Origin of the sequence: Flavobacterium sp., from assembly GCF_031411595.1 — a bacterium.
In the GTDB taxonomy this organism is placed as follows: Bacteria; Bacteroidota; Bacteroidia; order Flavobacteriales; family Flavobacteriaceae; genus Flavobacterium.
The window spans coordinates 1-23,170 of record NZ_JANOBI010000038.1; the positions used below are offsets into that span (position 1 = coordinate 1).

Below are 23,170 nucleotides of genomic sequence, written 5' to 3' on the forward strand. Positions count from 1 at the left end.
AAGTAGTTAAAACGGTTGAAGCTGCTAGAGAATATGTTGCGGCACCTACGCCTAGTCAAACCATTTCAAACCAACCGCAAGATTACACGCATTCAGAAATCAAAAACCACCTTTTAGGTTATAAATATGGCAAGATTTGAATTGAAACTTCCTAAAATGGGAGAAAGCGTTGCTGAAGCAACCATTACCAATTGGCTCAAAGCAGTAGGCGACAAAATCGAAATGGATGAAGCGGTTTTAGAAATCGCGACTGATAAAGTCGATAGCGAAGTGCCTTCTGAAGTCAGCGGAATTCTGGTAGAGCAATTATTTCAAAAAGACGATTTGGTTCAAGTGGGTCAGACCATTGCTATTATTGAAACGGAAGGTGGAGCGGTAGTGCCGGCGCCTGTAGCTGCTGTAGAAGTACCAACTCCGATAGCCGCTGTAGAAGAAGTAGTTAAAACGGTTGAAGCTGCTAGAGAATATGTTGCGGCACCTACGCCTAGTCAAACCATTTCAAACCAACCGCAAGATTACACGCATTCAGAAAAATTCTTCTCGCCTTTGGTTCGCAATATTGCCAAAGAAGAAGGTGTTTCAGTAGCTGAACTAGAATCGATTTCGGGAACAGGCAACGACGGACGTGTTACTAAAAATGATATTTTAGATTATATTAAAAATAGAGGTAATGCTCCTGTAGCGCAAGCAGCACCAGCAGTTTCTCAACCTACAGTTGTTACTCCTAGTGTTGCCGAGGTGCCTCAGCCGGTAGTCAATAATCAACAGCCAGCAACTCCGAATGCACAACCTAAAGCGGTTCCTGTTTCCGTAAACGGTCAAGACGAAATCATCGAAATGGATCGCATGCGTAAGTTGATTTCAGGTTATATGGTGCAATCGTTGCAAACATCAGCACACGTACAATCATTCATTGAAGTCGATGTGACTGCGATTTGGGATTGGAGAGAGAAAAATAAAAATGCCTTCGAGAAAAGAGAAGGCGAGAAGCTAACTTTTACGCCAATATTCATGGAAATTGTTGCTAAAGCATTGAAAGATTTCCCAATGATGAACATTTCCGTTGATGGTGATTATATTGTCAAAAAGAAAAACATCAATCTCGGAATGGCAGCTGCTTTACCTAATGGAAATTTAATCGTTCCTGTTATCAAAAATGCAGACCAATTGAATCTACTGGGCATGGCAAAAGCCGTAAACGATTTAGGAAACCGTGCGAAGGCAGGGAAACTAAAACCGGATGATACGCAAGGCGGAACTTATACCGTAACCAATGTCGGAACTTTCGGCAGTGTTTTTGGAACGCCAATCATCAACCAACCACAAGTGGGAATTTTAGCTTTAGGTGCCATCAGAAAAGTGCCAGCAGTAATAGAAACTCCGGAAGGTGATTTCATCGGAATCAGAAAGAAAATGTTCTTATCGCACAGTTACGATCATAGAGTTGTTGATGGTGCGTTGGGCGGAAGTTTTGTGAAACGCGTGGCGGATTATATGGAAGCGTTTGATGAGAGCCGTTCTTTTTAATAAATAATTATTAGTTAATATTAATAATGAAGCCTTTTCCTAGTGAAAAGGCTTTTTCTTTTTAAGTTACTTCCTCTAATTATTCATTATTAATTCTAAAAACTATATTTGTAGCTCAAAAAAACAATAAATGGAACTCAAATTAAACAAACCCATTTGCTTTTTCGACCTTGAAACGACAGGCATCGACGTGGCGAAAGACCGCATCGTTGAAATCTCGGTTTTCAAAGTGTTTCCCAATGGCAACAAAGAAAGCAAAACGTGGTTGGTCAATCCCGAAATGACGATTCCACCGCAAGTCATTGCCGTGCATGGCATCACGAATGAGAAAGTAGCGAATGAACCTACATTTAAAGAACTCGCTCAGCAGGTTTACATTATGATTAAAGACAGCGATTTGGCCGGATTCAATTCGGATCGTTTTGATATTCCGTTATTGGCGGAAGAATTGCTTCGCGCTGGTGTCGACTTTGACATGAAAACCCGAGTTTCTGTTGATGTGCAAACGATTTTTCACAAAATGGAAGAACGTACTTTAAGCGCAGCCTTGAAATTCTATTGCGGTAAAAGTCTCGAAAACGCCCATTCCGCAGAAGCCGATACGATGGCTACATACGAAATATTGAAAGCACAATTAGAGCGTTATCCTGAACTCGAAAACGATATGAAATCGTTATCCGAATTCACGACCAGAAAACGTTCTGCTGATTTTGCTGGTTTCATAGCTTTCGACAAAGATGGAGATGAAATTTTCTCTTTCGGAAAACACAAAGGCGCCAAAGTCGATAAAGTTTTAGAAGACGAACCGGGTTATTTCGGTTGGATTCAAAATGCTGATTTTCCTTTGTATACGAAGAAAGTACTCACGGCTATTAAGTTGCGAAAACTCAATAATAAGTTGTTGTAGGTGCTAAGGCGCTGAGGTTCTGAGGTACTAAGGTTCGTGAATCTTGACCAGAAACCCTAGCCCAGATTGGAGGGAAAATCCTTGGCATTGCGCCGTAAGCATCAAACAGATTGCTTCACTGCGTTCGCAATGACAAGATTGGAAGGAAAGCTGGAAACAGCTCCTAAAAAAACCTTAGAACCTTTTACCTTAGAACCTTAGAACCTCAAAAATGAAACTCATCTGCATCGGCCGCAACTACGCCAAACATATCGAAGAACTCCAAAACGAGCGCCCTGACGAACCCGTGGTTTTTTTAAAGCCCGACTCTGCAATATTATTGAAGCAACATCCGTTTGTAATACCGGAATTCTCCTCGGATATTCATCATGAGATTGAGTTGATTGTAAAAATCAATAAAGTCGGAAAATATATCGAGCCGAAATTTGCGCACAAGTATTATGATGCGATTAGTGTAGGCATTGATTTTACCGCTCGTGATCTGCAACAAAAACTCAAAGACAAAGGTCTGCCGTGGGAAAAAGCAAAAGCGTTTGACGGTTCAGCGGTTATTGGTGACTTTATATCGAAAAAAGTTTTTAGTTCGCTAGAAAGTATTAATTTTGAACTCACCAACAACGGAAAAACGGTACAAAAAGGTAATTCTGGTCTGATGTTGTGGAAAATTGATGAACTGATTGCCCATGTTTCACAATACTTCACGCTCAAAATTGGAGATATTATTTTTACTGGTACGCCAGAAGGTGTTGCCGTCGTAAAGCCTAACGACATCCTTGAAGGATTTATAGAAAACAAAAAATTATTTAGAATTAACGTAAAATAATATGGCCCTAAATTACAACCTATCCAAAGTTTACGCACTTTCAGACAATGATCCTGAATTTGTAAATCAAATTATCTCTTTGTTCGTGACCGAAGTTCCTCTAGATTTACTTCAAATCAAACTCGGCATTAAAACGAAAGACCACAAATTGGCGTACAGTTACGCACACAAAATCAAACCTACACTAGATTTGTTGGGCATGGATCAAGCATTCGAGGAAATTCTTCAAATCGAAGCCTGGACCAAAACCGAAGGCAAGAAAAAAGAAATCAAAGCCACTTACGATAGTGTAGAATCTCAGATTGAGAAAGCCGTAAAAGAGATTTCAAAAGATTTCGAATTATAACATAAGTTGCTAAGGTGCTAAGTTACTAAGGTTCTAAGGTTCTAAGTTTTTTAGAAGCTGTTTCCTGCTATACGCTAAATCTTTTGCACCGAACGCCGGCACAAAAGGATATCGCTACTATCAGGGCTAAAAAGGCGCCTGCGTAATTTTTGGTATTTAACTTAGTACCTTAGCACCTCAGAACCTTAGTACCTTAGAATGAAAGCAACCATCGTAACCATCGGCGACGAAATTCTAATAGGCCAAATCGTCGATACCAACTCCGGATTCATAGCCAAAGCTTTGGATAAAATAGGTGTAGCCGTTCACGAAATGATTTCGATTTCAGATGATAAGCAGCACATACTCGATACGTTTGCCAAACTCCAAAATCAAGTTGATTTGGTCATTATTACGGGTGGTTTAGGTCCAACGAAAGACGACATCACCAAGCACACTTTCTGCGAATATTTCGAAGATACGCTAGTGGTTGACGCTACTGTTTTAGCCCATGTAACCGAAATCATCGAAGGATTCTACAAGCGTCCGATTACGCAATTGAATAAAGATCAAGCTTTGGTTCCATCCAAATGCATCATTTTACACAACAAAATGGGCACCGCTCCAGGCATGTGGATGAAGAAAGCGCAAACCGTTTTTATTTCGCTTCCGGGCGTTCCTTATGAGATGAAATATTTGGTCGATTATGAAATCATCCCCAAAGTAGTGTGCGAATACGAACGTCCGTATATTATCCATAAAACGATACTTACGTATGGCGAAGGCGAAAGTAAAATAGCCGAACGCATCGAAGATTGGGAAAACAATCTACCGACTTTCATCAAACTTGCTTACCTGCCCAATCCCGGAAGAGTACGTTTGCGATTGACGGCTCGTGGCACCGATAAAGAACTTCTCGAAAAATCCATTGCAGATAACGTTACTTCATTAACTCAAATCATTGGCGACATCATCGTCGGTTTTGATGAAGACGACACGATAGAAGTGGTTTTAGGAAGATTGCTTACACAACAAAAGAAAACCATCGCCACGGCAGAAAGTTGCACAGGCGGCAAAATCGCACAAATGCTGAGTGCTGTTCCAGGTGCATCAAATTACTTTAAAGGCAGCGTTGTTTCGTATGCTACGGAAACCAAAATTAAAGTATTGGGAATTCCCGAAGAATTGATTCAAAAGCATTCCGTAGTCAGCGCAGAGGTCGCAAAAGCAATGGCAATCTCGATTCAAAAGTTAATGCAAACCGATTACGCAATTGCCACCACTGGAAATGCCGGACCTACTAAAGGCGATGCTGATGCCGAAGTCGGAACCGTTTTTATTGCGTTAGCTACTGCTGATGAAGTCGTTGTGCACGAATTTAATTTCGGACAACCGCGCGAAAAAGTCATCGACAGAACTGTAAATAAAAGCATGGAACTGCTACAGAAAGAAATTTTAAAATTTGTGTAATAATTGTTTTGCAATAAGGTTTATTTTTCTTTTCTTTGCACCCTGATTTTGAATAACGATAAAAGATAAGCATAATGTCAAGAGTTTGTGACCTTACAGGTAAAAGAGCGATGGTAGGAAATAACGTTTCCCACGCGATGAACAAAACTAAGAGAAAGTTTTCTGTGAACTTAGTAAAAAAACGTTTTTATCTTCCTGAAGAAGACCGATGGATTACGCTAAGAGTAGCTGCATCTACGATAAAAACAATCAACAAAAATGGAATTTCTGCTGTTTTGAAAAAAGCACAAGCAGAAGGATTCATCAAATAATAATTATACAGTAAGATGGCAAAGAAAGGCAATAGAATCCAGGTAATTTTAGAATGTACCGAGCACAAAACATCAGGTGTTCCGGGAACTTCAAGATACATCACAACGAAGAACAAAAAGAATACTCCGGACCGTTTGGAAATTAAAAAATTCAACCCGATCTTGAAAAGAGTAACTGTTCACAAAGAAATTAAATAATAAACTCATAAGTCAATAAGTCATGGCAAAGAAAACCGTAGCATCGTTACAAACCTCTTCAAAGAGATTATCAAAAGCCATTAAGATGGTAAAATCTCCTAAGACGGGCGCATATACATTCGTAGAATCTATCATGGCTCCTGAATTGGTTGATGAGTTCTTGAAAAAGAAATAATCACAATCATAATATATAGAACAGCTACTTTCATTCGGAAGTAGCTTTTTTATTTTCTATATTTGTCAAATGCGGAGCATTCACTAAACACCGCTAAAAAATAAATGTTTAGTGAAGTAAATTTTTTAGGAGCTAATCCCGCTATCCGTTCCCAAACTTTGTCACCGAACAACGGTGTCAAAGGTTTTCCACTGCTATCGGGGCTAGGGCAATCGATTTCAGATTGCTGATTTTAGATTTCAGATTAAAACCGTCACAGATTAATCGAAACCCTAAAATCTAAATTCTAAATTCTAAAATCTAAAACCCATGAGTTTTTTCAAAAGAATATTCTCATCCGAGAAAAAAATAACTGAAGAGGAAAAACAAACCCTCGACAAAGGACTCGAGAAATCGAAAACCACTTTCTTTTCCAAACTGACCAAAGCCATCGCGGGCAAATCTAAAGTCGATGATGAGGTTCTTGATAATTTAGAAGAAATCCTCGTGTCGTCCGATGTAGGTGTAGAAACCACACTTAAAATCATCACACGCATCGAGAAACGCGTTGCCGAAGATAAATACCTTGGAACTGAAGAACTCAACCAAATCTTGCGCGACGAAATTTCAGGTTTACTATCAGAAACCAATACCGGTGAAGCGACTGAATTTGTAATCCCAATCAATACCAAACCTTATGTGTTAATGGTGGTTGGTGTTAACGGCGTTGGGAAAACCACCACGATTGGAAAACTCGCACACCAATTTAAAAAGCAAGGTTATAAAGTGGTTCTTGGAGCCGCTGATACTTTCCGTGCTGCCGCGATTGATCAATTGCAAGTTTGGGCTGATCGAGTGGGTGTTCCACTCGTAAAACAACAAATGGGAAGTGATCCTGCATCTGTGGCATTTGATACTTTGCAAAGTGCTGTAGCCCAAGACGCTGATATCGTAATCATTGATACTGCCGGACGTTTGCACAACAAAACCAATCTGATGGCTGAACTCACCAAAGTCAAACGTGTCATGCAAAAAGTCGTTGAGAATACTCCAAATGATGTCTTGTTGGTGCTAGACGGTTCGACCGGACAAAATGCTTTCGAGCAAGCGAAACAATTTACGGCTGCCACAGAAGTCACATGTCTTGCCGTAACCAAGCTCGACGGAACGGCAAAAGGCGGCGTGGTGATTGGTATTTCTGACCAGTTTCAAATTCCAGTAAAATATATTGGAGTAGGTGAAGGTTTAGAAGATTTGCAAGTGTTCAATAAATATGAATTTGTCGATTCGTTCTTCAAATAAGCAATATAAAAAGTTTTCAAAAAGGATATTATTTTTTTAAAGTAATGTCCTTTTTTTCGTTTAAATTAGTAGATAGTTTTATTCTTATTTACTTATGAAAAAATTGCTTGCTATTGCCTTCATTGCTGTGCTTACATTCTCGTGTCAATCGAAAGTGGCTCCGACCGATATTCCAAAAATCAATGGTTATTGGGAAATCGAAAAAGTTGTTTTCCCGGACGGTAATGAAAAGGAATATAGCATCAATGAAGTCTATGATTATTTCGAAATCAAAAACAACAAAGGCATCAGAAAGAAAGTCATGCCACAACTCGATGGCACTTTTCTAGTTAATGATACATTTGAAACCATTGAGGTTAAAGAATCGAACGGAAAATATTCCATTCATTGCAACACTGCTTTCGCCAAATGGCAAGAAGAAATCGTGTCATTGACAGACAAAGAATTGGTTTTATTAAATCCTTCCAAAAAAGAATACCACTACAAAAGAGCCACACCAATTAATATCATTCCCAATGGCAAAAAGACTCAGTAACGAAAGTTCCATTGGAGATGTACTAAAGGAAATCATCCAATCGAATAAGCTACAGCCCGGTATCAATCAGGTTGCTGTTAATGATGCATGGAAAAATTTGATGGGTAATGGTGTCAATAATTATACGCAAAAAATCACACTCAAAGGTTCGACTTTGTATGTAGAATTGACATCTGCAGTATTGCGTCAAGAACTAAGTTACGGCAAAGATAAAATCATCAAAATGATTAATGAGGAATTGCAGAGTGAGGTGGTGAAGGAAGTGGTTTTAAGATAGACACGGCTGCGCCTTTGGACACGCTTCGCTTTAGACTCGCCCTACGGGCTTTAGATTTTAAGACTGTTGCGCTATAAAAGAAAATCCCGTTTCAATTTGAAACGGGATTTTCTATTTGCTAAATTTCAAGTCTCATAGTCTTAAAATCTTACAGTCTTATAATCTCCTACTAGAATTGTTCTCTTCCTGCAAAGTGAAAAGCACCTTCAATAGCTGCATTTTCATCACTGTCAGAACCGTGCACTGCATTTTCTCCTATAGAAGTTGCGTATTTTTTACGAATTGTTCCTTCAGCAGCATCAGCAGGGTTAGTTGCACCAATTAAAGTTCTGAAGTCTTCGATGGCATTGTCTTTTTCTAAAATGGCTGCTACAATTGGGCCTCGTGACATAAACTCAACCAATTCTCCGTAGAATGGTCTTGCTGCGTGTACTGCATAAAATGCTTTTGCATCTGCTATGGTTAATTGCGTTAATTTCAAAGAAATAATTTTGAAACCACCTTCTGAAATCATATTTAAAATTCCTCCGATGTGTCCGTTTTCGACAGCATCAGGTTTAATCATTGTGAATGTTCTATTCGTTGCCATTTTTTTGGTTTTTATTTTGGTGCAAAAGTAGGACTTAATAATCGATTTTTAAAATCTAATCTGGTTATAATGCAAAAAAAATCCCTTACCGAAGCAAGGGATTTTCAATATATAGAAACTAAAAATTAGTTTTTCATCAACTTCGCTGTTTCAGTAGCGTTTGCAGTTGAAATTTTTGCGAAATACAAACCTCTTGTCAAGCTAGAAGCATCAACAGTAGTATTCATGTCTTTAGGTGAAATTGTCATTACAGTTTTTCCTAAAACATCTACGATTTGGATGGTTTCGATAGCTTGTTTAGCAGAAGTAAAGTTCCAAACGTTTGTTGTTGGGTTTGGATATACTTTGAAATTAGCAGAGTTGAATGTAGTCGTAGCTAAGCCTGGTGTAAAATTGTAGGCAGCAGTAACTCTGTTGAAGGTAACATCCCAAGTTCCGGCAACGCTTAAAACATTAGGCCCGTTTTGTGTACCAGTACCTGTCGGCCATGCAGCATCTCCCCAGTTTATAGCCCAATCATTGTTTTTACGGAATTTAAGACCACCACCGACTGGAGCATCAACCAATACAACGTCATTAAGTGTGTAGATTAAACCATCTGTAGTCTGCATATTAACATCTGTACCAAATGCACCACCCTGAATACCATCACCTGTCAAACTTACCACCGGAAAGGAAAATGAATAAGCACCTGTACTTCTCGTAAAAGAAACATCATAAGTTCCATCTGCGCCTACAATAATGTTAGGACCATTCTGAGTACCAACTCCTGATGGCCACACAACATCACCCCAGTTTATAGCCCACGCATTATCCTGTCTGAATTTAATTTCGTTATCAGGAGCTGTAGCCTGTAATGCGATTGCAGTATAAGTGTAATTTTCTCCGTTTGCATTGGTGGAAGTCATGTCAAAATCAGTTCCAAAGGCCCCGCCTACTACTCCTGTACCAGTGATGCTGACAACAGGATTTAAAGGAGCGGCTATAAACTCATAATTTCCTGAGGTTGTATTAAACGTAACCGAAGAATATACACCTGCTGGAATCGGAATAAAAAGTGATGCATCAGCAATAGTTCCTGTTGGGAAAGTATCACCACCAAATATATCAGTGTCAACACTAAATTGTCCTAAACCATCAACCAAAGTAACATTGGTAGCTCTGAATGAATCAGGACCTGTAGGAGACATTGTAATACCGCCAGCATCAGTAACAGCTGTTCCTATTAATTTAACAGTTGGAGGAGGAGTTCCACTACTAAAAGTATACACTCCAGTAGTACTATTGAATTCTACATCAAAAGTACCAGCGTAACATTCGATGTTATGACCATTTTGTGTACCTGTTCCTGAAGGAAAATCTATAGCTCCCCAGTTGATAACCCAATCATTGTTAGCTCTAAATTTTATACCACCTTCTGTGGCAAAAGTGGTAAGTGTTAATGCAGAAAGCGTCCAGTTTTCACCGTCTGTAGAGACCATTTGATGAACATCTGTAGGACCTGGGTTACCTGCGTCTCCTGGCCAACCACCAGCGGCTTCTCCAACTACTGCAACCGAAGTTACCCCTGGTGTTTGTGCAAAACCGGTTAAAATCACTGCAAATAACATTAAAAATAGTAATTTTGTTTTCATAATTTTTTAGTTAAATAATTTATATTACGCTAATTTAATGTAAAATTATTTCCCAACAGCTAAACAAATACTAAAATTAGTCACGAAAACGTTTTCGTGTTGATAAGATTATTTTTTAACTTAGAATTGGTGATACATTAATTTAACTTACAAATAATTTTATTTTGATAATTAAAAAAAAAAATTTTGCAGATTAGATAATGTAAAAATCTTTTTAAAGATTGAAATTTTGAAGTTTTAAAATGATGTTTTACTAATTATAAGTATAAAAAAAACTCCAATGTTACAATTGGAGTTTTTAAAATAAGGCTTTTATTGTTTAATGATTTTGATAACTTTTGAATCACCATCTTCGAAGAAAATTTGTACTGTGAACAGTCCAATGTGTTCATGGGAAATGTCAATAATAATATTCTCTTGGAAATCATAATCATTAGAGAATACTAATTTTCCTGAGTCGATTCGGTTTACGACTACTTTAGAGATTGTTTTTGAAGTTCCATTTTCTATATTGAATCTACCATTGTTAGGATTTGGAAATAATTTCAATGTTCCATCATTGGTTACCAATCTAATTCTTGATTCTATAAATGGTGGATCTTGCGGACTAACAACTCCTGAAGGTTGGATATTATCGGGATTTGTATTATAACTGCCACTCTCTAATGCAGTATTTAAGGGAATTGAACACAAGGTTGGGTTAATTCTTCCTAAAAAAATAGCGCCGTTTTTTATCCACGAGTCACCAATTATTCTAATTTCTTTTTCGGCAATTGCGGTGACATTTGCTCCTGAGTTTGCGGTATAGGCGGTGCCAAACGTAATTCTGTTTCTGGCTTCGAAATTTGATGTTGCAATGTCAGTATAATTGTTTTTGGTTAAATTATATTCTAATCCTGGGCATTCAAATTCAATAACATAAGTATTAAAATCTATATTGGAATGGATTGGTACTGAAGCATATGGAGCACCATAAATGGTGCCTGTCGCGGGTAAAGGAAGTTCAAAATTTGTTGGATCATGGTTTGGGAGTATAATACCTGTGGCTGGGTAATTATTTGTTGAAGTATGAAAATAATTTTGGACATCACTAATTCTGTATTGCATATCATTTGGGATACCATAATTTGCACCAATTTGATTAAAGTTGATTGTATAAGGTGTATTTGATTCGCGGGAATTGTATACAGATACATAGAACTTATTTGGATTATATTTGTTTTGATTAATCAGTATTCGATTAGAGGGGTATGACCAACTGATTACAAATGCTAATCTTGTTGAATTTTGCTCTCCTAAATTTATTGAATTTAGTACATTGCCATATTCACTGGTGAGACGAAACCAAGTAGAATTTAAGGAGATATTTTGATCGTTCACAACGTTATTCATTGCAATAAATCTTGTCGCGCTACTATTTGGATTAAATGGAATTTGTGGTACTTTATAAAAAAAAGGACCTCCAGCTGGCGGAGCATTTTGGACTACATCCCCAGGTCTTGTATAATATATATTGTTGTTCATATTCCATTCATAGCCTTGTAATTTGTAGTTATCAACTGAAGTGATAACATTCATTCTGCTACCTGCGAAAAGATTATTGCGAAAAGTAATTTTGTGATTGGACTCACCATTCAACTCCATTCCTGTATAGCCAAAAATTAAATTGTTTGTTATATTTATATTTTCTGATCCCTTCACTAAAATACCAGCAGTGCCTTTACTTAGCTTATTTCTGTAAAAAACATTACTATCTACATCAATGTTTCGGGCTGAGCTATTGTTAGACGTAGCGGTCCCTGCATTTGTACTAATAATCATGTTTGCAGTTTCGTCAGTAACTGGACTTCCGTTATTAACTAAAACGTTCTTGCTCACCGTATAATTTTTTAAATAATTAACAACAGAAGCTTCACTAGCTGACCAAATACCTATTCCAGAATCATAACTGTTTAAAAAAATATTGTTCCTTATGATTCTTTTTTTTAAAATATCGTCACTGTCGTTTTGAGTATAGATAGCAGTTTGATGCCCCCTGCAGTTTGTACCAGTTCCAGAAGTTGTTAGAGTTATACTAGATACATAAGCTTCAAAATCGGGAAAGCAAGGAAAACCAAAAACTTCAATTACACCATTATTTAAAAAAATATTGCCATATATTTCACTATCCAAAGTTTTTTTCCATGAAGTTAACGCAATTCCTGGAATATTTCTAATAACAAGATTTCGGAATTCATTTCTAATAGGAGGTGATCCGATAGATGGATGTTGAATCCCAACATATTCATGGAAGTTAAATGGCGGTCTATTACTTGGTGGCAAAGGGTTATTACAAAGTGCGGGCGGGGGGTCAGCAGGAATGCCATTAGGAAAAGGATCGGATACTGTCCTAAAATCAGCCAATCTACTAAAATTTCCCAAACACGTAATTTCAAAATTTTCAAAACGAACATTACCACCCGAAACTTCAAGAATGTAAATTGGGCTATTACCTCCAATTATAGGGTTTTGAGTTTCTGGATTGTTATGAATATTACCATCAATCACAGCCCATTCCCCAGGGAAAGATGATACGGTAATATAATCTGAAGTATTATCTCCGCCAACAATAGTACTCTTAAAATGACCTTTGTATACCATATTAGCATTTGGCGTACCAACATAGGTTGCTCTATCAACACCATGCAGCCAAACAATATCTCCAGCATGTATAGCTCCGCCTGCTCCAGATAAAGCATATTGCAAACACCAAGCTGTTGCAAACGAAGTCCCATCGATAATAATACCTGGACCTGAAGGGTTTGTATAGTTATTAGCATAAGGCCGCACATGCCATTCCGTTTGTCCCCACACTTGGTGAACACAAAACGCTATTAAAAAAATTAGTATCTTTCTCATAACTATCTTTTTTCAATTGCAGTTAGTCTGTCAGATAATTCTAAAATCATCTTATTTTGTGCGATGATATAAAGCGTGAGTTCCTCAATTTTCTCCTGTTGAATTTTCGCCATTTCACTTACTGCAATTCCTTCTTCTTTTATTTGTGCTGCAGATGGAACATTAGGAAGATGTCCTTTTTCTTGAATGAATTTTTCAACTTCTGATAAAGGCTTTAAATCATAATCTTTCGCAAACACATAGTCCGCCCAAGTATTGCCACCTGATGAAGTTAAAAGGATACGCACTTCTTCGGTAAGAATACCTCCAGTTACAAAAAGACGGTACGCGCCCACATTCACACTACCTGCCGTCGCAGGAAATGTTCCTACAGTACCAACACCTACTTTTCCATTGAGTTTTACCTGACGAGAAGCAGGTGTAAAGTCTCCCCAAATAAGCGGTGTTGAAGTAGCTGTATTGTCGATGAAGAGTTTGTCTGACAGACCTTGGTAGCGGCCTACCTGATAACCGATCAAAACATTACCGGTGCCTATCGCGCCGCCACCTGCCGGTGATGTGCCTTCACCGGCACCTGCACCAAGTAAAGTATTATTACTTCCATTTGCAAAAGTTCCTGATGAAGCACCTACAAAAACATTATTGCTGCCCCCGGTTGCTATTTGTCCTGAATTATTTCCTAAAGCGACATTATAATTACACGCTACTGTAGCTCCAGAAGCTTGGGATAGTGCACTATTTCCAAAAGCAACATTTCCTGTTCCTATATTATATTGACCTGTAGATACTCCAACATAAGCATTGGCTGAACTAGAGGTATTCACTCCGGCACCAAAACCTAGAAAAGTATTTAAAGTACCACCAGCAATATTCAAACCTGCAGATGCTCCAAAAAAACTATTCTTTGCGTTTGCTGTTGAAGCAGTGGCAAATTTTCCTGCTTGGTAACCATAAAATGAACTTCCAGATGTAGAAACTGTTGTCACTCCTGCAAGGCTACCAAAACTCGTTACATTCGCATTGGCATAACCGGTTTGGGTTTGTGCCTGCAAGTTTACTAATGAGGAAAAAATTCCCAAGATTCCTAAAAATAATAATCGTGTTGTTTTCATAATAAAAAATATTTGAGTTTATAATACTGGAAGTTTCCAAAAAAATAAATCAAAACTACTAGGGTTTTCCTAGGGGGAAGCACTAGAGAAATCCCTAGAGAAATCCCTAGAGAAATCCCTAATAGTAATGGTCGCAATACTTGAGAATGTATTTTATCTTAACGAATTGTAAAAAAAATAAAACTTTAACATTTAGAAGGTTAGTCGCAAAAAAAAACGCCCTTGCGACAGAAATCAATAAGGGAGTTTTTAATATTAAAACAACAAGTATTTTTTAATGTTTGATTAATTTTACCCGGGTAATACCGGCATTCGAGGTGATTTTTCCAAAATACAAACCATTAGGAAGTTGCGTTCCATCTAACGAAAAAGAGAATTCATTTGGTTGTATGTTTTTTACCTTTTTTCCAATACTATCATATAGTTCAAAAGAATCTATTTTTTCCGCTTCAAAACTAAAGTTCCAAACTGAGGTTGTCGGATTCGGGTACACGGTCAAACTTTTTGTGTTGAAGTTTTGAGTTTCCAATAATCCTGTAAAAGTATATTGTCCTGACAATCGATCGAAAGCAACATTATAATCGCCATCAATCGCAATTGGGATATTCGCCCCATCTTGAACTCCGGTTCCCGCAGGAAAAGCATTAGATCCCCAATTGATGGTCCAACTGTTGTCTTTCCTGAATTTAACTTCACCAACGTTTAAATGCAAATCTAATGTATAAGTAAATCCATCAACAGTTCCTAAATCAGTATCATCAACATCAAAACCACCCAAGGCAGTTCCTAAAATACCCACACTAGGAAAGCTAAAAGTATAATCATGTGTTATTCTATTAAAGGTAGCGAAATGCTCACCGCCCGGAATAAAAATACTCGGACCGCTCTGAACTGCTGTTCCTGTTGGATAACTGGTGCTTCCCCAAACAAAATTCGTAGCATTGTCTTGCCTGAAATACGCTTGACCACTACTAAAATAAAACCCTGATAGTGTATAATGTATGCCATCCGTTGTAGTCATATCAACATCTTGTCCCGCAAATCCATTCTGAGAATCCACTGCTGGTCCCCAAATACCAATACTTGGGAAATTACCCGAAGTAATAAAAGTATAAGTGCCGTTCGAAATATTAAAAGTAACATCATAAGTTCCAGCAATAGTGGGAATATCCGGGCCGTTTTGATAGGATGTACCACTCGGAAAAGTACTTCCACCCCAATTATACACCCAAGCAGCATCTTTTCTGAATTTGACAAAACCATTGGTAACCACCAAATTAGGAATAAAATACGAAATGTTATCGGTGGTTGAGAGCATAATTTCCGGAGTGGTTTGAGTATCAGGCCAACCATTGACACCGGTTCCAACAATAGAAACTTGCGCATTGGCAAAAAATCCGGTGAGTATTATAATAAGGTAAAGTAATTTTGCTTTCATAAATTTTAATTAAAACACTAAAATAGTAAACTGATGCTCAAGTGGTTTCAATTCCATCAACATTTTTTCAATTAACGAATCTCCATTGTCAATATAATACTCCGAAAAATTAGCCTGCCTTTCCTGCAAACCACCATTGGGAAACAGCTGATTTTGCAAATCGATAATGCGTTCTAATTCTTGCTCATATTTTCGCTTCTGCGCCTTCAACAATCGTTTTTCTAAATGCTCCAATCCTTTAATTTGTTTGGCTTCCTGTGCTTTTACGGCACCTGCAAACGACTTGTCGGTTTGATTGGCCAATACATGCAAATAGTGAAATTGATTTCTAAGATGGTCTTTCTGTATCGATAAATCAATCGGAAACTCCGAAAGCAAAGTAGCTTTCTGATTGATTAAATCCGCTTGTTTTGCAAACAAATCTTTCCATGTCAATCCCAATTTATCAGCTTTATCCGCTTGTTTTTGCGTCGCGATTAATGCCGAATTGCGCAATAAAAGTATCGGAAACGGAACCTGAACCGCATCGAAAAACGATTTCAATTCCAACCAATACGCCAATTCACCACCGCCACCGATATAACATAAATTGGGTAAAATGACTTCTTGATACAACGGTCGAAGCATCACATTCGGACTAAATTTTTCAGGATGTTGTTCTAAAAGTTCGAGAATTTCAGTTTCTGAAAATTCTAGCGCAGTGTTATTCACTTGGTATTTTCCATTTTCCAGAACAATACGCTCCCGCAAATCATCTTCAATATAAAACAAATTGATTTCGCGCGGATTCACTTGAATCGCATAAGATTTCAATTTTTCAATCGTTGCAGTAACTTGCTTATAAGAAGTCTGCTGCAACAATTCCTCTTTCACAAAAGGCGCAAATTCTTTTTTCAAAGTCGCATCATCAGCATCCAAAATCACCAAACCCGTTTCGCCAAAAAGCACATTCGCTAAATACCGCGCGGCTGCAGTTAACGATTGATGCTTCACATAAGATTCCTCAAATAAATTTTTAATGAATTGCGCGTTGATATTGTTGCCAGTTTCCTTTTCAAAAACCTTAAAAATTTCCTCTAGTCCTTGTGTTGTATGCCGTCCGACCGGCCCTGAACTTTCAACATTCCATCGAATCTTCTTTCCTCTAAAAGTAAAATAATTGATTTCCTCAAAATCATGATCCTCCGTCGCCATCCAATAAATAGGTACAAAATTTTGACTCGGATATTGAGCCTTCAATTCCTTTGTGAGATTGATCGTCGAAATAATTTTATACAAAAAATACAACGGCCCGGTAAACAAATTCAACTGATGTCCTGTAGTAACCGTAAACGTATTCGATTGCAATAAAGCATCAATATTGTGAGCTGTTTTCTGACTGGTTTCAACCGCAGCATATTGTTTTTTCAAAGCTGCAACCAGCACCTTTCGATGCGCATCCGTAAAATAAGATTGCTTTTCCTGAAACTGTTTTTCAAAATTGTCAAGCGTCGGAAACCTATTGTATAGTGGTGCCAAATCCGGTTTTTGATTTAAATAATCACACATCAAAGGAATAAAATAACCGGAATCTTGATAGCTGATACAGTCGCTGGGCATGGTGTAATTTTTTTGGTAAAAGTAACAATTTTCTTCGAGTTACTGAGCAACTAAGTTTCTGAGTTACTGAGCTTTTTTAGGAGCCGGGAACCTGCTATCCGCCATATCTTTTGCGCCGAAAGCCGGCACAAAAGGATAAATGCTTCTATCAGGGCTAGGGCATTCTCTAAATCAATAACCGTAACCTACAACATACAACCTACAACAAAAAAAACCTATTTTTACACCAATGAAAACCAAAGTCTTCCTCATCACCCCACCCTTCACACAACTGAATACTCCGTATCCGGCAACGGCCTACATCAAAGGTTTTCTAAACACAAAGAATATCGATTCCACACAAGCCGATCTGGGCATCGAAGTCATTCTCAAACTGTTCTCCAAAGCAGGATTACAGTCCCTATTCCAACAGACAACCTACAACCTACAACCTACAACCTACAACTCAAAACGAATACTAGCCCTTCAAGAAGAATACCTCAAAACCATCGACGCTGTTATCGCTTTCCTTCAAGGTAAAAATCCAACACTTGCATTACAAATTTGCCAAGAAGATTTCTTGCCGGAAGCTTCGCGTTTTGCACCATTAGAGGAACTCGATTGGGCTTTCGGCAGCATGGGAACGCAAGACAAAGCCAAACATTTAGCCACTTTATACCTTGAAGATATTTCAGATTTTATTGTCGAATGTGTCGATGACAATTTCGGTTTCAGCCGATACGCAGAACGTTTGGGCAGAAGCGCGAATTCGTTCGACGAACTCTACAAGGCCTTACAATCCAACCCAACTTTTATTGATAACCTGTTGTTCTCAATATTGAAAGAAAAAATCGAAACGATTCAACCCACATTATTTCTGATTTCCGTGCCGTTTCCCGGGAATTTATATTCGGCTTTTCGCTGTGCACAATGGGTGAAACAGCATTATCCAAATATTAAAATCAGTATGGGCGGCGGTTTCCCAAATACAGAATTGCGTTCGCTTTCCGATGCGCGCGTTTTTGAGTTCGTAGATTTTATTACTTTGGATGATGGCGAACTTCCGATAGAATTGCTAGTTAAAAATCTTGACCCGAGCGATAGCGAACAGGCGAAGCAATCAAAAATTAATAACGAATACAAACGAACCTTTCTACTCGAAAACGGAAAAGTAGTTTATAAGAATAATGCCCTTCAAAACGATTACAAACAAAGTGAAGTGGGCACACCCGATTATTCGGATTTGCTTTTAAACCAATACATTTCCGTAATAGAAATCGTCAATCCGATGCACAAAATGTGGAGCGATGGCCGATGGAATAAACTCACCATGGCGCACGGTTGCTATTGGGGAAAATGTACGTTCTGTGATATTTCGTTAGATTATATTAAAATCTATGAACCGGTGGCTGCGAAACTAATCGTAGACAGAATCGAAGAACTCATCGCGCAAACCGGAGAAACCGGATTTCATTTTGTCGATGAAGCTGCGCCACCGGCTTTAATGCGCGAAGTAGCTTTAGAAATTCTAAGACGAAAAGTAGTCGTCACTTGGTGGACGAACATTCGCTTCGAGAAAAGTTTCACCCAAGATTTATGTGTTTTATTGAGAGCGTCGGGTTGCATCGCCATTTCGGGTGGACTCGAAGTCGCATCCGACCGTTTATTAAAGTTAATCGATAAAGGTGTGACAGTCGAACAGGTCGCAAAAGTCACCCGAAATTTTACCGAAGCCGGAACGATGGTGCATGCGTATTTGATGTACGGTTATCCAACACAAACCGTTCAAGAAACTATCGACAGCTTAGAAATGGTGCGACAACTATTTGAAATGGGCATTTTGCAATCCGGATTCTGGCATCAATTTGCAATGACTGCGCACAGTCCGGTGGGCTTATATCCCGAGCAATTTGGCGTAGTCAAAGAATCCGAATCGATAGGAACATTCGCCAATAACGATATTGTTTATAAAGATAAAACAGGCATCGATCACGATCAATTTAGTTTTGGCTTGAAGAAGTCACTCTATAATTTCATGCACGGCATTTGTTTCGATTATCCGTTGCAAGATTGGTTCGAGTTTAAAATTCCAAAGTCAACAATTCCATACGATTTCATCGAAAATGCTTTACTCGAAGAACAAGATTTTCAATTAAAACCTTCGGCTAAAATCATTTGGCTCGGAGGAAAACCAACCATAGAAACGTTCACCAAAACCAAAAAAGAAACTTCTTGGGAAATGATGACGCTGACTTTCCACGACAAAAAAGAAAGTTTTAGCATTCAAACCAATAAAGAAGAGGGTGAATGGTTGGTTCAAATGCTGCAACGCACCGCAGTTTCTAATCAAAAGCCAATAACACTTCAAGAAATTAAAAAAGATTTTGAAACACGGTTTGAGAATTTTGAACTTTTCTGGTTTTCCAAACCGATTACAACCTTACACACTTTCGGATTGTTGGTATTGTAAATTTTTCAATTGATGTATATTTATTTGCATTTATATGATATTTAACAGCAAATAAAAATATATTTACTATTAAATTTACAACGAATAAAAATCCAATCTATGAGTGATTATAAAGTAAAGGTGAATGGTACGGTCGATTTCAATTTCGACAAAGACAGCCTTTCCCAACTCGATGCCGTAAGCGTGGAAGCGAATAAATTTCACGTACTAAGGCAAAACTTACCTTACCAAGCTGAAATCGTACACGCTGATTTCAATCATAAAAGTTATTCCGTCAAAGTCAATAACAATACTTATTCGGTAGTAATTTCGAATGCGCTTGACCAACTGATTTCTGCTATGGGATTTGATGTTAGTGCGACAAAACAAGTCAATGCGATCAAAGCGCCAATGCCCGGACTCATTATCGAAATCAGCGTTGCAGTCGGACAAACCGTAAAAGAAAATGAAAACCTATTGATTCTAAGCGCGATGAAAATGGAAAATAGTTTCCTTTCACCACGAGATGGCGTCATCAAATCGATTGCTGTTGCTGTCGGTGATGCTGTTGAAAAAGGTCAGTTATTAATTGAATTTGAATAAGATGATACAAAAAATATTAGTTGCCAATCGCGGGGAAATTGCGATTAGAGTCATGAAAACTGCCCAGAAAATGGGTATTAAAACGGTAGCTGTTTATTCGACTGTAGACCGAAATGCACCGCATGTCAAATTTGCTGATGAAGCCGTTTGCATCGGTGAAGCACCATCGAATCAGTCCTATTTATTAGGAAGCAAAATCATTGAAGTCGCTAAGTCATTAAACGTCGATGCGATTCATCCCGGTTATGGATTCTTGAGTGAAAATGCAGAATTCGCAGAAGAAGCCGAAAAGAACAACATCATTTTTATCGGACCAAAATCGCAAGCAATTCGTGTCATGGGAAGCAAATTGGCGGCAAAAGAAGCCGTGATGCATTACAACATTCCGATGGTTCCTGGTGTAGACCATGCCATTATCGATATTGATGAAGCTAAAAAAACGGCTAACATTATTGGGTTTCCAATTCTAATCAAAGCCTCTGCTGGTGGTGGTGGAAAAGGAATGCGTGTCGTTGAAAAAGAAAGCGATTTCGAAGCGCAAATGAATAGAGCCATTAGTGAAGCAGTAGCTGCGTTTGGAGATGGGTCTGTTTTTATCGAAAAATATGTGACTTCACCACGCCACATTGAAATTCAAATTATGGCCGACAGTCACGGTAATATTTTATATTTCTTTGAAAGAGAATGTAGTATACAACGTCGTCATCAAAAAGTAGTCGAAGAAGCGCCATCCTCAGTTTTAACACCTGAACTTAGAAAGAAAATGGGCGAAGCTGCAGTTTTGGTAGCGAAGTCTTGTGATTATTTAGGTGCCGGAACCGTTGAGTTTTTACTCGATGAAAAGCATAATTTTTATTTCCTTGAAATGAATACCCGTTTGCAAGTTGAGCATCCAGTAACCGAATTAATTGCGGGTGTCGATTTGGTTGAACTGCAAATTAAAGTCGCTAGAGGTGAAGCATTACCAATGAAACAAGACGATTTGCAAATTCATGGACATGCTTTAGAATTGCGTGTCTACGCCGAAGATCCATTGAATGATTTCCTTCCAAGTGTCGGGCATTTGGATGTCTATCAATTGCCAACCGGTGAAGGCGTTCGAGTTGATAATGGTTTCGAACAAGGCATGGATATTCCAATTTATTACGATCCGATGCTATCGAAATTGATTACGTACGGAAAAACGCGCGAAGAAGCTATACAATTGATGCTCAAAGCAATTGACGATTATAAAATTGAAGGCGTGCAAACGACTTTGCCTTTCGGGAAATTCGTATTCGAGCACGAAGCATTCCGCTCAGGAGATTTTGATACGCATTTTGTTAAAAAATATTATGATGCTGCGATGCTTAAAAAGCAAATGGAAGCAGAAGCAGAAATTGCTGCTTTAATCGCTTTGAAGCAATACATAGAAGATCAAAAAATCGTTCGCTTACCAATACAATAAACCATGGAATCTAAAATAAAAACATTAAACGATAAAATCGCTCTAGCCCATTTAGGTGGTGGCGAAAAGCGAATTGCCAAGCAACACGAAAAGAAAAAACTAACGGCAAGAGAACGCGTCGAATATCTTATGGATGAAGGTTCATTTGAAGAAATTGGCCTGCTCGTTACACACCGCACCACCGATTTCGGCATGGAAAAGGAAATCTATTTTGGCGATGGTGTGATTACTGGTTATGGTACAATTAACGGAAGATTGGTGTATGTTTTCGCTCAAGATTTCACCGTTTTTGGAGGTGCTTTATCCGAAACCCATGCCGAGAAAATCTGTAAAGTCATGGACATGGCACTCAAAGTAGGTGCGCCCATGATCGGATTGAATGATTCCGGTGGTGCCAGAATTCAAGAAGGCGTTCGTTCGTTGGGTGGTTATGCTGATATCTTTTTTAGAAATGTACAATCATCGGGTGTCATTCCTCAGATTTCTGCCATACTCGGACCTTGTGCCGGTGGCGCTGTTTATTCTCCTGCGATGACCGATTTTACAATGATGGTCGAAAACAACAGTTATATGTTTGTGACCGGTCCGAATGTTGTGAAAACCGTAACCAATGAAGAAGTAACTTCAGAAGCTTTGGGCGGAGCGGTGACCCATTCTACGAAATCAGGTGTGGCGCATACCACTTCGCCAAATGGCATTGCATGTTTGGAAGATATTAAAACATTACTCCGTTATATTCCACAAAATAATAGAGAAACCACGCCAAGATTGCCTTATGTTTTGGGTGATGAAATCAGAAGCGCTTTGAACGACATCATACCCGAAAACGCCAACAAGCCTTATGACATGCACGAAGTCATTAAAGGCATTATTGATGAAGAATCTTTTTTTGAAATTCATAAAGATTTTGCTGAAAATATCATCGTTGGTTTTGCGAGAATTGCAGGTAGAAGTATTGGAATTGTCGCCAATAATCCGATGTTTTTAGCCGGTTGTCTCGATGTGAAAAGTTCCATCAAAGCCGCCAGATTTACGCGTTTTTGTGATGCTTTCAATATTCCGTTATTAGTACTGGTTGATGTTCCCGGATTTCTGCCAGGAACCGATCAAGAGTGGAATGGCATCATTGTTCACGGCGCCAAATTGTTATACGCATTAAGCGAAGCTACGGTGCCAAGGGTTACGGTAATTACCCGAAAAGCCTATGGTGGTGCTTATGATGTAATGAATTCAAAACACATCGGAGCCGATATGAATTTTGCGTGGCCAACTGCCGAAATTGCCGTAATGGGAGCGAAAGGAGCTAGTGAAATTATCTTCAAAAAAGAAATCAGCGAAGCCGAAAATCCCGAAGCTAAATTGTTGGAGAAAGAAGCTGAATATGCTGATTTATTTGCCAATCCATACACCGCAGCGCAACGCGGATTCATCGATGAGGTGATTTTGCCACAAGATACCAGACGAAAATTGATTAAAGCATTTAGCATGCTTGAAAATAAAGTGGTCGAAATGCCGAAACGCAAACACGGAAATATTCCTTTGTGATTGTAAGATTTTAAGACTGTAGGATTTTAAGACTCTAAGACTAGAATA

At 38.5% G+C, this 23,170-nt stretch carries 21 protein-coding genes; 15 read left to right on the forward strand and 6 right to left on the reverse strand.

Translation table 11 applies throughout. The annotated features are described in order from the left end of the window. Positions 1 to 126: 126 nt before the first annotated feature. From RMO03_RS09195 to RMO03_RS09245, 11 genes are all read left to right on the forward strand, one after another. A complete protein-coding gene (locus RMO03_RS09195) occupies positions 127 to 1,527 on the forward strand; it encodes a dihydrolipoamide acetyltransferase family protein (RefSeq protein ID WP_309641811.1) in 1,401 nt (466 codons plus the stop codon). Between the two features lie 130 nt (positions 1,528 to 1,657). Next, a complete protein-coding gene (locus tag RMO03_RS09200) occupies positions 1,658 to 2,434 on the forward strand; it encodes a 3'-5' exonuclease (protein ID WP_309641812.1) in 777 nt (258 codons plus the stop codon). A gap of 211 nt (positions 2,435 to 2,645) precedes the next feature. Further along, the gene (locus tag RMO03_RS09205; RefSeq protein WP_309641813.1) at positions 2,646 to 3,257 is read left to right on the forward strand and encodes a fumarylacetoacetate hydrolase family protein; all 612 of its coding nucleotides are present in this window, start codon (positions 2,646 to 2,648) and stop codon (positions 3,255 to 3,257) included. A 1-nt stretch (position 3,258) separates the two neighbouring features. Next, entirely contained in the window at positions 3,259 to 3,603 is a 345-nt protein-coding gene (locus RMO03_RS09210; RefSeq protein ID WP_309641814.1) for a histidine kinase, read from the forward strand. Positions 3,604 to 3,801: 198 nt separating this feature from the next. After that, complete coding sequence (locus RMO03_RS09215; RefSeq protein WP_309641815.1) at positions 3,802 to 5,052, forward strand: competence/damage-inducible protein A; 1,251 nt, start codon at positions 3,802 to 3,804, stop codon at positions 5,050 to 5,052. Between the two features lie 74 nt (positions 5,053 to 5,126). Continuing rightward, positions 5,127 to 5,363, forward strand: a complete 237-nt coding sequence (gene rpmB, locus RMO03_RS09220) for a 50S ribosomal protein L28 (protein ID WP_200105856.1) — start codon at positions 5,127 to 5,129, stop codon at positions 5,361 to 5,363. 15 nt (positions 5,364 to 5,378) lie between these two features. After that, positions 5,379 to 5,561, forward strand: a complete 183-nt coding sequence (gene rpmG / locus RMO03_RS09225; protein WP_008253902.1) for a 50S ribosomal protein L33 — start codon at positions 5,379 to 5,381, stop codon at positions 5,559 to 5,561. Between the two features lie 22 nt (positions 5,562 to 5,583). Further along, positions 5,584 to 5,736, forward strand: coding sequence for a DUF4295 domain-containing protein (locus tag RMO03_RS09230; protein ID WP_091090435.1), 153 nt, complete (start codon positions 5,584 to 5,586; stop codon positions 5,734 to 5,736). 309 nt (positions 5,737 to 6,045) lie between these two features. Continuing rightward, positions 6,046 to 7,017: a signal recognition particle-docking protein FtsY gene (gene ftsY, locus RMO03_RS09235; RefSeq protein WP_309641816.1), complete on the forward strand. Its 972-nt coding sequence runs from the start codon at positions 6,046 to 6,048 to the stop codon at positions 7,015 to 7,017. Between the two features lie 94 nt (positions 7,018 to 7,111). Further along, on the forward strand, positions 7,112 to 7,552 hold the full coding sequence (locus RMO03_RS09240; protein ID WP_309641817.1) for a lipocalin family protein: 441 nt from the start codon (positions 7,112 to 7,114) through the stop codon (positions 7,550 to 7,552). Beyond that, positions 7,533 to 7,829: a DUF721 domain-containing protein gene (locus tag RMO03_RS09245; protein WP_309641818.1), complete on the forward strand. Its 297-nt coding sequence runs from the start codon at positions 7,533 to 7,535 to the stop codon at positions 7,827 to 7,829. The genes RMO03_RS09240 and RMO03_RS09245 overlap by 20 nt, the downstream gene beginning before the upstream one ends. A gap of 169 nt (positions 7,830 to 7,998) precedes the next feature. On the opposite strand, the gene RMO03_RS09250 is transcribed toward RMO03_RS09245, so the two are convergent. The 6 genes from RMO03_RS09250 to bshC all read right to left on the reverse strand — a co-directional run bounded on the left by RMO03_RS09250 (position 7,999) and on the right by bshC (position 17,099). Continuing rightward, positions 7,999 to 8,418 carry a nucleoside-diphosphate kinase gene (locus tag RMO03_RS09250; protein WP_309641819.1) on the reverse strand — a complete coding sequence of 140 codons (420 nt, stop codon included), beginning with the start codon at positions 8,416 to 8,418 and terminating at the stop codon, positions 7,999 to 8,001. Between the two features lie 125 nt (positions 8,419 to 8,543). Next, positions 8,544 to 10,052 (reverse strand): T9SS type A sorting domain-containing protein, encoded by a 1,509-nt coding sequence (locus RMO03_RS09255; protein ID WP_309641820.1) that lies wholly within the window; start codon positions 10,050 to 10,052, stop codon positions 8,544 to 8,546. A gap of 312 nt (positions 10,053 to 10,364) precedes the next feature. After that, positions 10,365 to 12,950 (reverse strand): hypothetical protein, encoded by a 2,586-nt coding sequence (locus RMO03_RS09260; protein ID WP_309641821.1) that lies wholly within the window; start codon positions 12,948 to 12,950, stop codon positions 10,365 to 10,367. A 2-nt stretch (positions 12,951 to 12,952) separates the two neighbouring features. Further along, entirely contained in the window at positions 12,953 to 14,062 is a 1,110-nt protein-coding gene (locus tag RMO03_RS09265; protein WP_309641822.1) for a hypothetical protein, read from the reverse strand. Between the two features lie 274 nt (positions 14,063 to 14,336). Beyond that, complete coding sequence (locus RMO03_RS09270; RefSeq protein WP_309641823.1) at positions 14,337 to 15,500, reverse strand: T9SS type A sorting domain-containing protein; 1,164 nt, start codon at positions 15,498 to 15,500, stop codon at positions 14,337 to 14,339. A 9-nt stretch (positions 15,501 to 15,509) separates the two neighbouring features. After that, entirely contained in the window at positions 15,510 to 17,099 is a 1,590-nt protein-coding gene (gene bshC, locus RMO03_RS09275) for a bacillithiol biosynthesis cysteine-adding enzyme BshC (protein ID WP_309641824.1), read from the reverse strand. Positions 17,100 to 17,328: 229 nt separating this feature from the next. Between bshC and RMO03_RS09280 the strand changes: the two genes are divergently transcribed. From RMO03_RS09280 to RMO03_RS09295, 4 genes are all read left to right on the forward strand, one after another. Continuing rightward, complete coding sequence (locus RMO03_RS09280; RefSeq protein ID WP_309641825.1) at positions 17,329 to 19,548, forward strand: B12-binding domain-containing radical SAM protein; 2,220 nt, start codon at positions 17,329 to 17,331, stop codon at positions 19,546 to 19,548. 99 nt (positions 19,549 to 19,647) lie between these two features. Then, positions 19,648 to 20,130 carry an acetyl-CoA carboxylase biotin carboxyl carrier protein subunit gene (locus RMO03_RS09285; RefSeq protein ID WP_309641826.1) on the forward strand — a complete coding sequence of 161 codons (483 nt, stop codon included), beginning with the start codon at positions 19,648 to 19,650 and terminating at the stop codon, positions 20,128 to 20,130. A 4-nt stretch (positions 20,131 to 20,134) separates the two neighbouring features. Next, positions 20,135 to 21,577, forward strand: a complete 1,443-nt coding sequence (gene accC, locus RMO03_RS09290) for an acetyl-CoA carboxylase biotin carboxylase subunit (RefSeq protein ID WP_309641846.1) — start codon at positions 20,135 to 20,137, stop codon at positions 21,575 to 21,577. 3 nt (positions 21,578 to 21,580) lie between these two features. Then, positions 21,581 to 23,122, forward strand: coding sequence for an acyl-CoA carboxylase subunit beta (locus RMO03_RS09295; protein ID WP_309641827.1), 1,542 nt, complete (start codon positions 21,581 to 21,583; stop codon positions 23,120 to 23,122). The last annotated feature ends 48 nt before the right edge of the window (positions 23,123 to 23,170 follow it).

What these genes read in the sequence shown, in the direction of transcription:
- RMO03_RS09195 (WP_309641811.1), top strand. Translation starts at nt 127, where the DNA reads ATGGCAAGATTTGAATTGAAACTTCCTAAAATGGGAGAAAGCGTTGCT.
- RMO03_RS09200 (WP_309641812.1), top strand. Translation starts at nt 1,658, where the DNA reads ATGGAACTCAAATTAAACAAACCCATTTGCTTTTTCGACCTTGAAACG.
- RMO03_RS09205 (WP_309641813.1), top strand. Translation starts at nt 2,646, where the DNA reads ATGAAACTCATCTGCATCGGCCGCAACTACGCCAAACATATCGAAGAA.
- RMO03_RS09210 (WP_309641814.1), top strand. Translation starts at nt 3,259, where the DNA reads ATGGCCCTAAATTACAACCTATCCAAAGTTTACGCACTTTCAGACAAT.
- RMO03_RS09215 (WP_309641815.1), top strand. Translation starts at nt 3,802, where the DNA reads ATGAAAGCAACCATCGTAACCATCGGCGACGAAATTCTAATAGGCCAA.
- rpmB (WP_200105856.1), top strand. Translation starts at nt 5,127, where the DNA reads ATGTCAAGAGTTTGTGACCTTACAGGTAAAAGAGCGATGGTAGGAAAT.
- rpmG (WP_008253902.1), top strand. Translation starts at nt 5,379, where the DNA reads ATGGCAAAGAAAGGCAATAGAATCCAGGTAATTTTAGAATGTACCGAG.
- RMO03_RS09230 (WP_091090435.1), top strand. Translation starts at nt 5,584, where the DNA reads ATGGCAAAGAAAACCGTAGCATCGTTACAAACCTCTTCAAAGAGATTA.
- ftsY (WP_309641816.1), top strand. Translation starts at nt 6,046, where the DNA reads ATGAGTTTTTTCAAAAGAATATTCTCATCCGAGAAAAAAATAACTGAA.
- RMO03_RS09240 (WP_309641817.1), top strand. Translation starts at nt 7,112, where the DNA reads ATGAAAAAATTGCTTGCTATTGCCTTCATTGCTGTGCTTACATTCTCG.
- RMO03_RS09245 (WP_309641818.1), top strand. Translation starts at nt 7,533, where the DNA reads ATGGCAAAAAGACTCAGTAACGAAAGTTCCATTGGAGATGTACTAAAG.
- RMO03_RS09250 (WP_309641819.1), bottom strand. Translation starts at nt 8,418, where the DNA reads ATGGCAACGAATAGAACATTCACAATGATTAAACCTGATGCTGTCGAA.
- RMO03_RS09255 (WP_309641820.1), bottom strand. Translation starts at nt 10,052, where the DNA reads ATGAAAACAAAATTACTATTTTTAATGTTATTTGCAGTGATTTTAACC.
- RMO03_RS09260 (WP_309641821.1), bottom strand. Translation starts at nt 12,950, where the DNA reads ATGAGAAAGATACTAATTTTTTTAATAGCGTTTTGTGTTCACCAAGTG.
- RMO03_RS09265 (WP_309641822.1), bottom strand. Translation starts at nt 14,062, where the DNA reads ATGAAAACAACACGATTATTATTTTTAGGAATCTTGGGAATTTTTTCC.
- RMO03_RS09270 (WP_309641823.1), bottom strand. Translation starts at nt 15,500, where the DNA reads ATGAAAGCAAAATTACTTTACCTTATTATAATACTCACCGGATTTTTT.
- bshC (WP_309641824.1), bottom strand. Translation starts at nt 17,099, where the DNA reads ATGCCCAGCGACTGTATCAGCTATCAAGATTCCGGTTATTTTATTCCT.
- RMO03_RS09280 (WP_309641825.1), top strand. Translation starts at nt 17,329, where the DNA reads ATGAAAACCAAAGTCTTCCTCATCACCCCACCCTTCACACAACTGAAT.
- RMO03_RS09285 (WP_309641826.1), top strand. Translation starts at nt 19,648, where the DNA reads ATGAGTGATTATAAAGTAAAGGTGAATGGTACGGTCGATTTCAATTTC.
- RMO03_RS09295 (WP_309641827.1), top strand. Translation starts at nt 21,581, where the DNA reads ATGGAATCTAAAATAAAAACATTAAACGATAAAATCGCTCTAGCCCAT.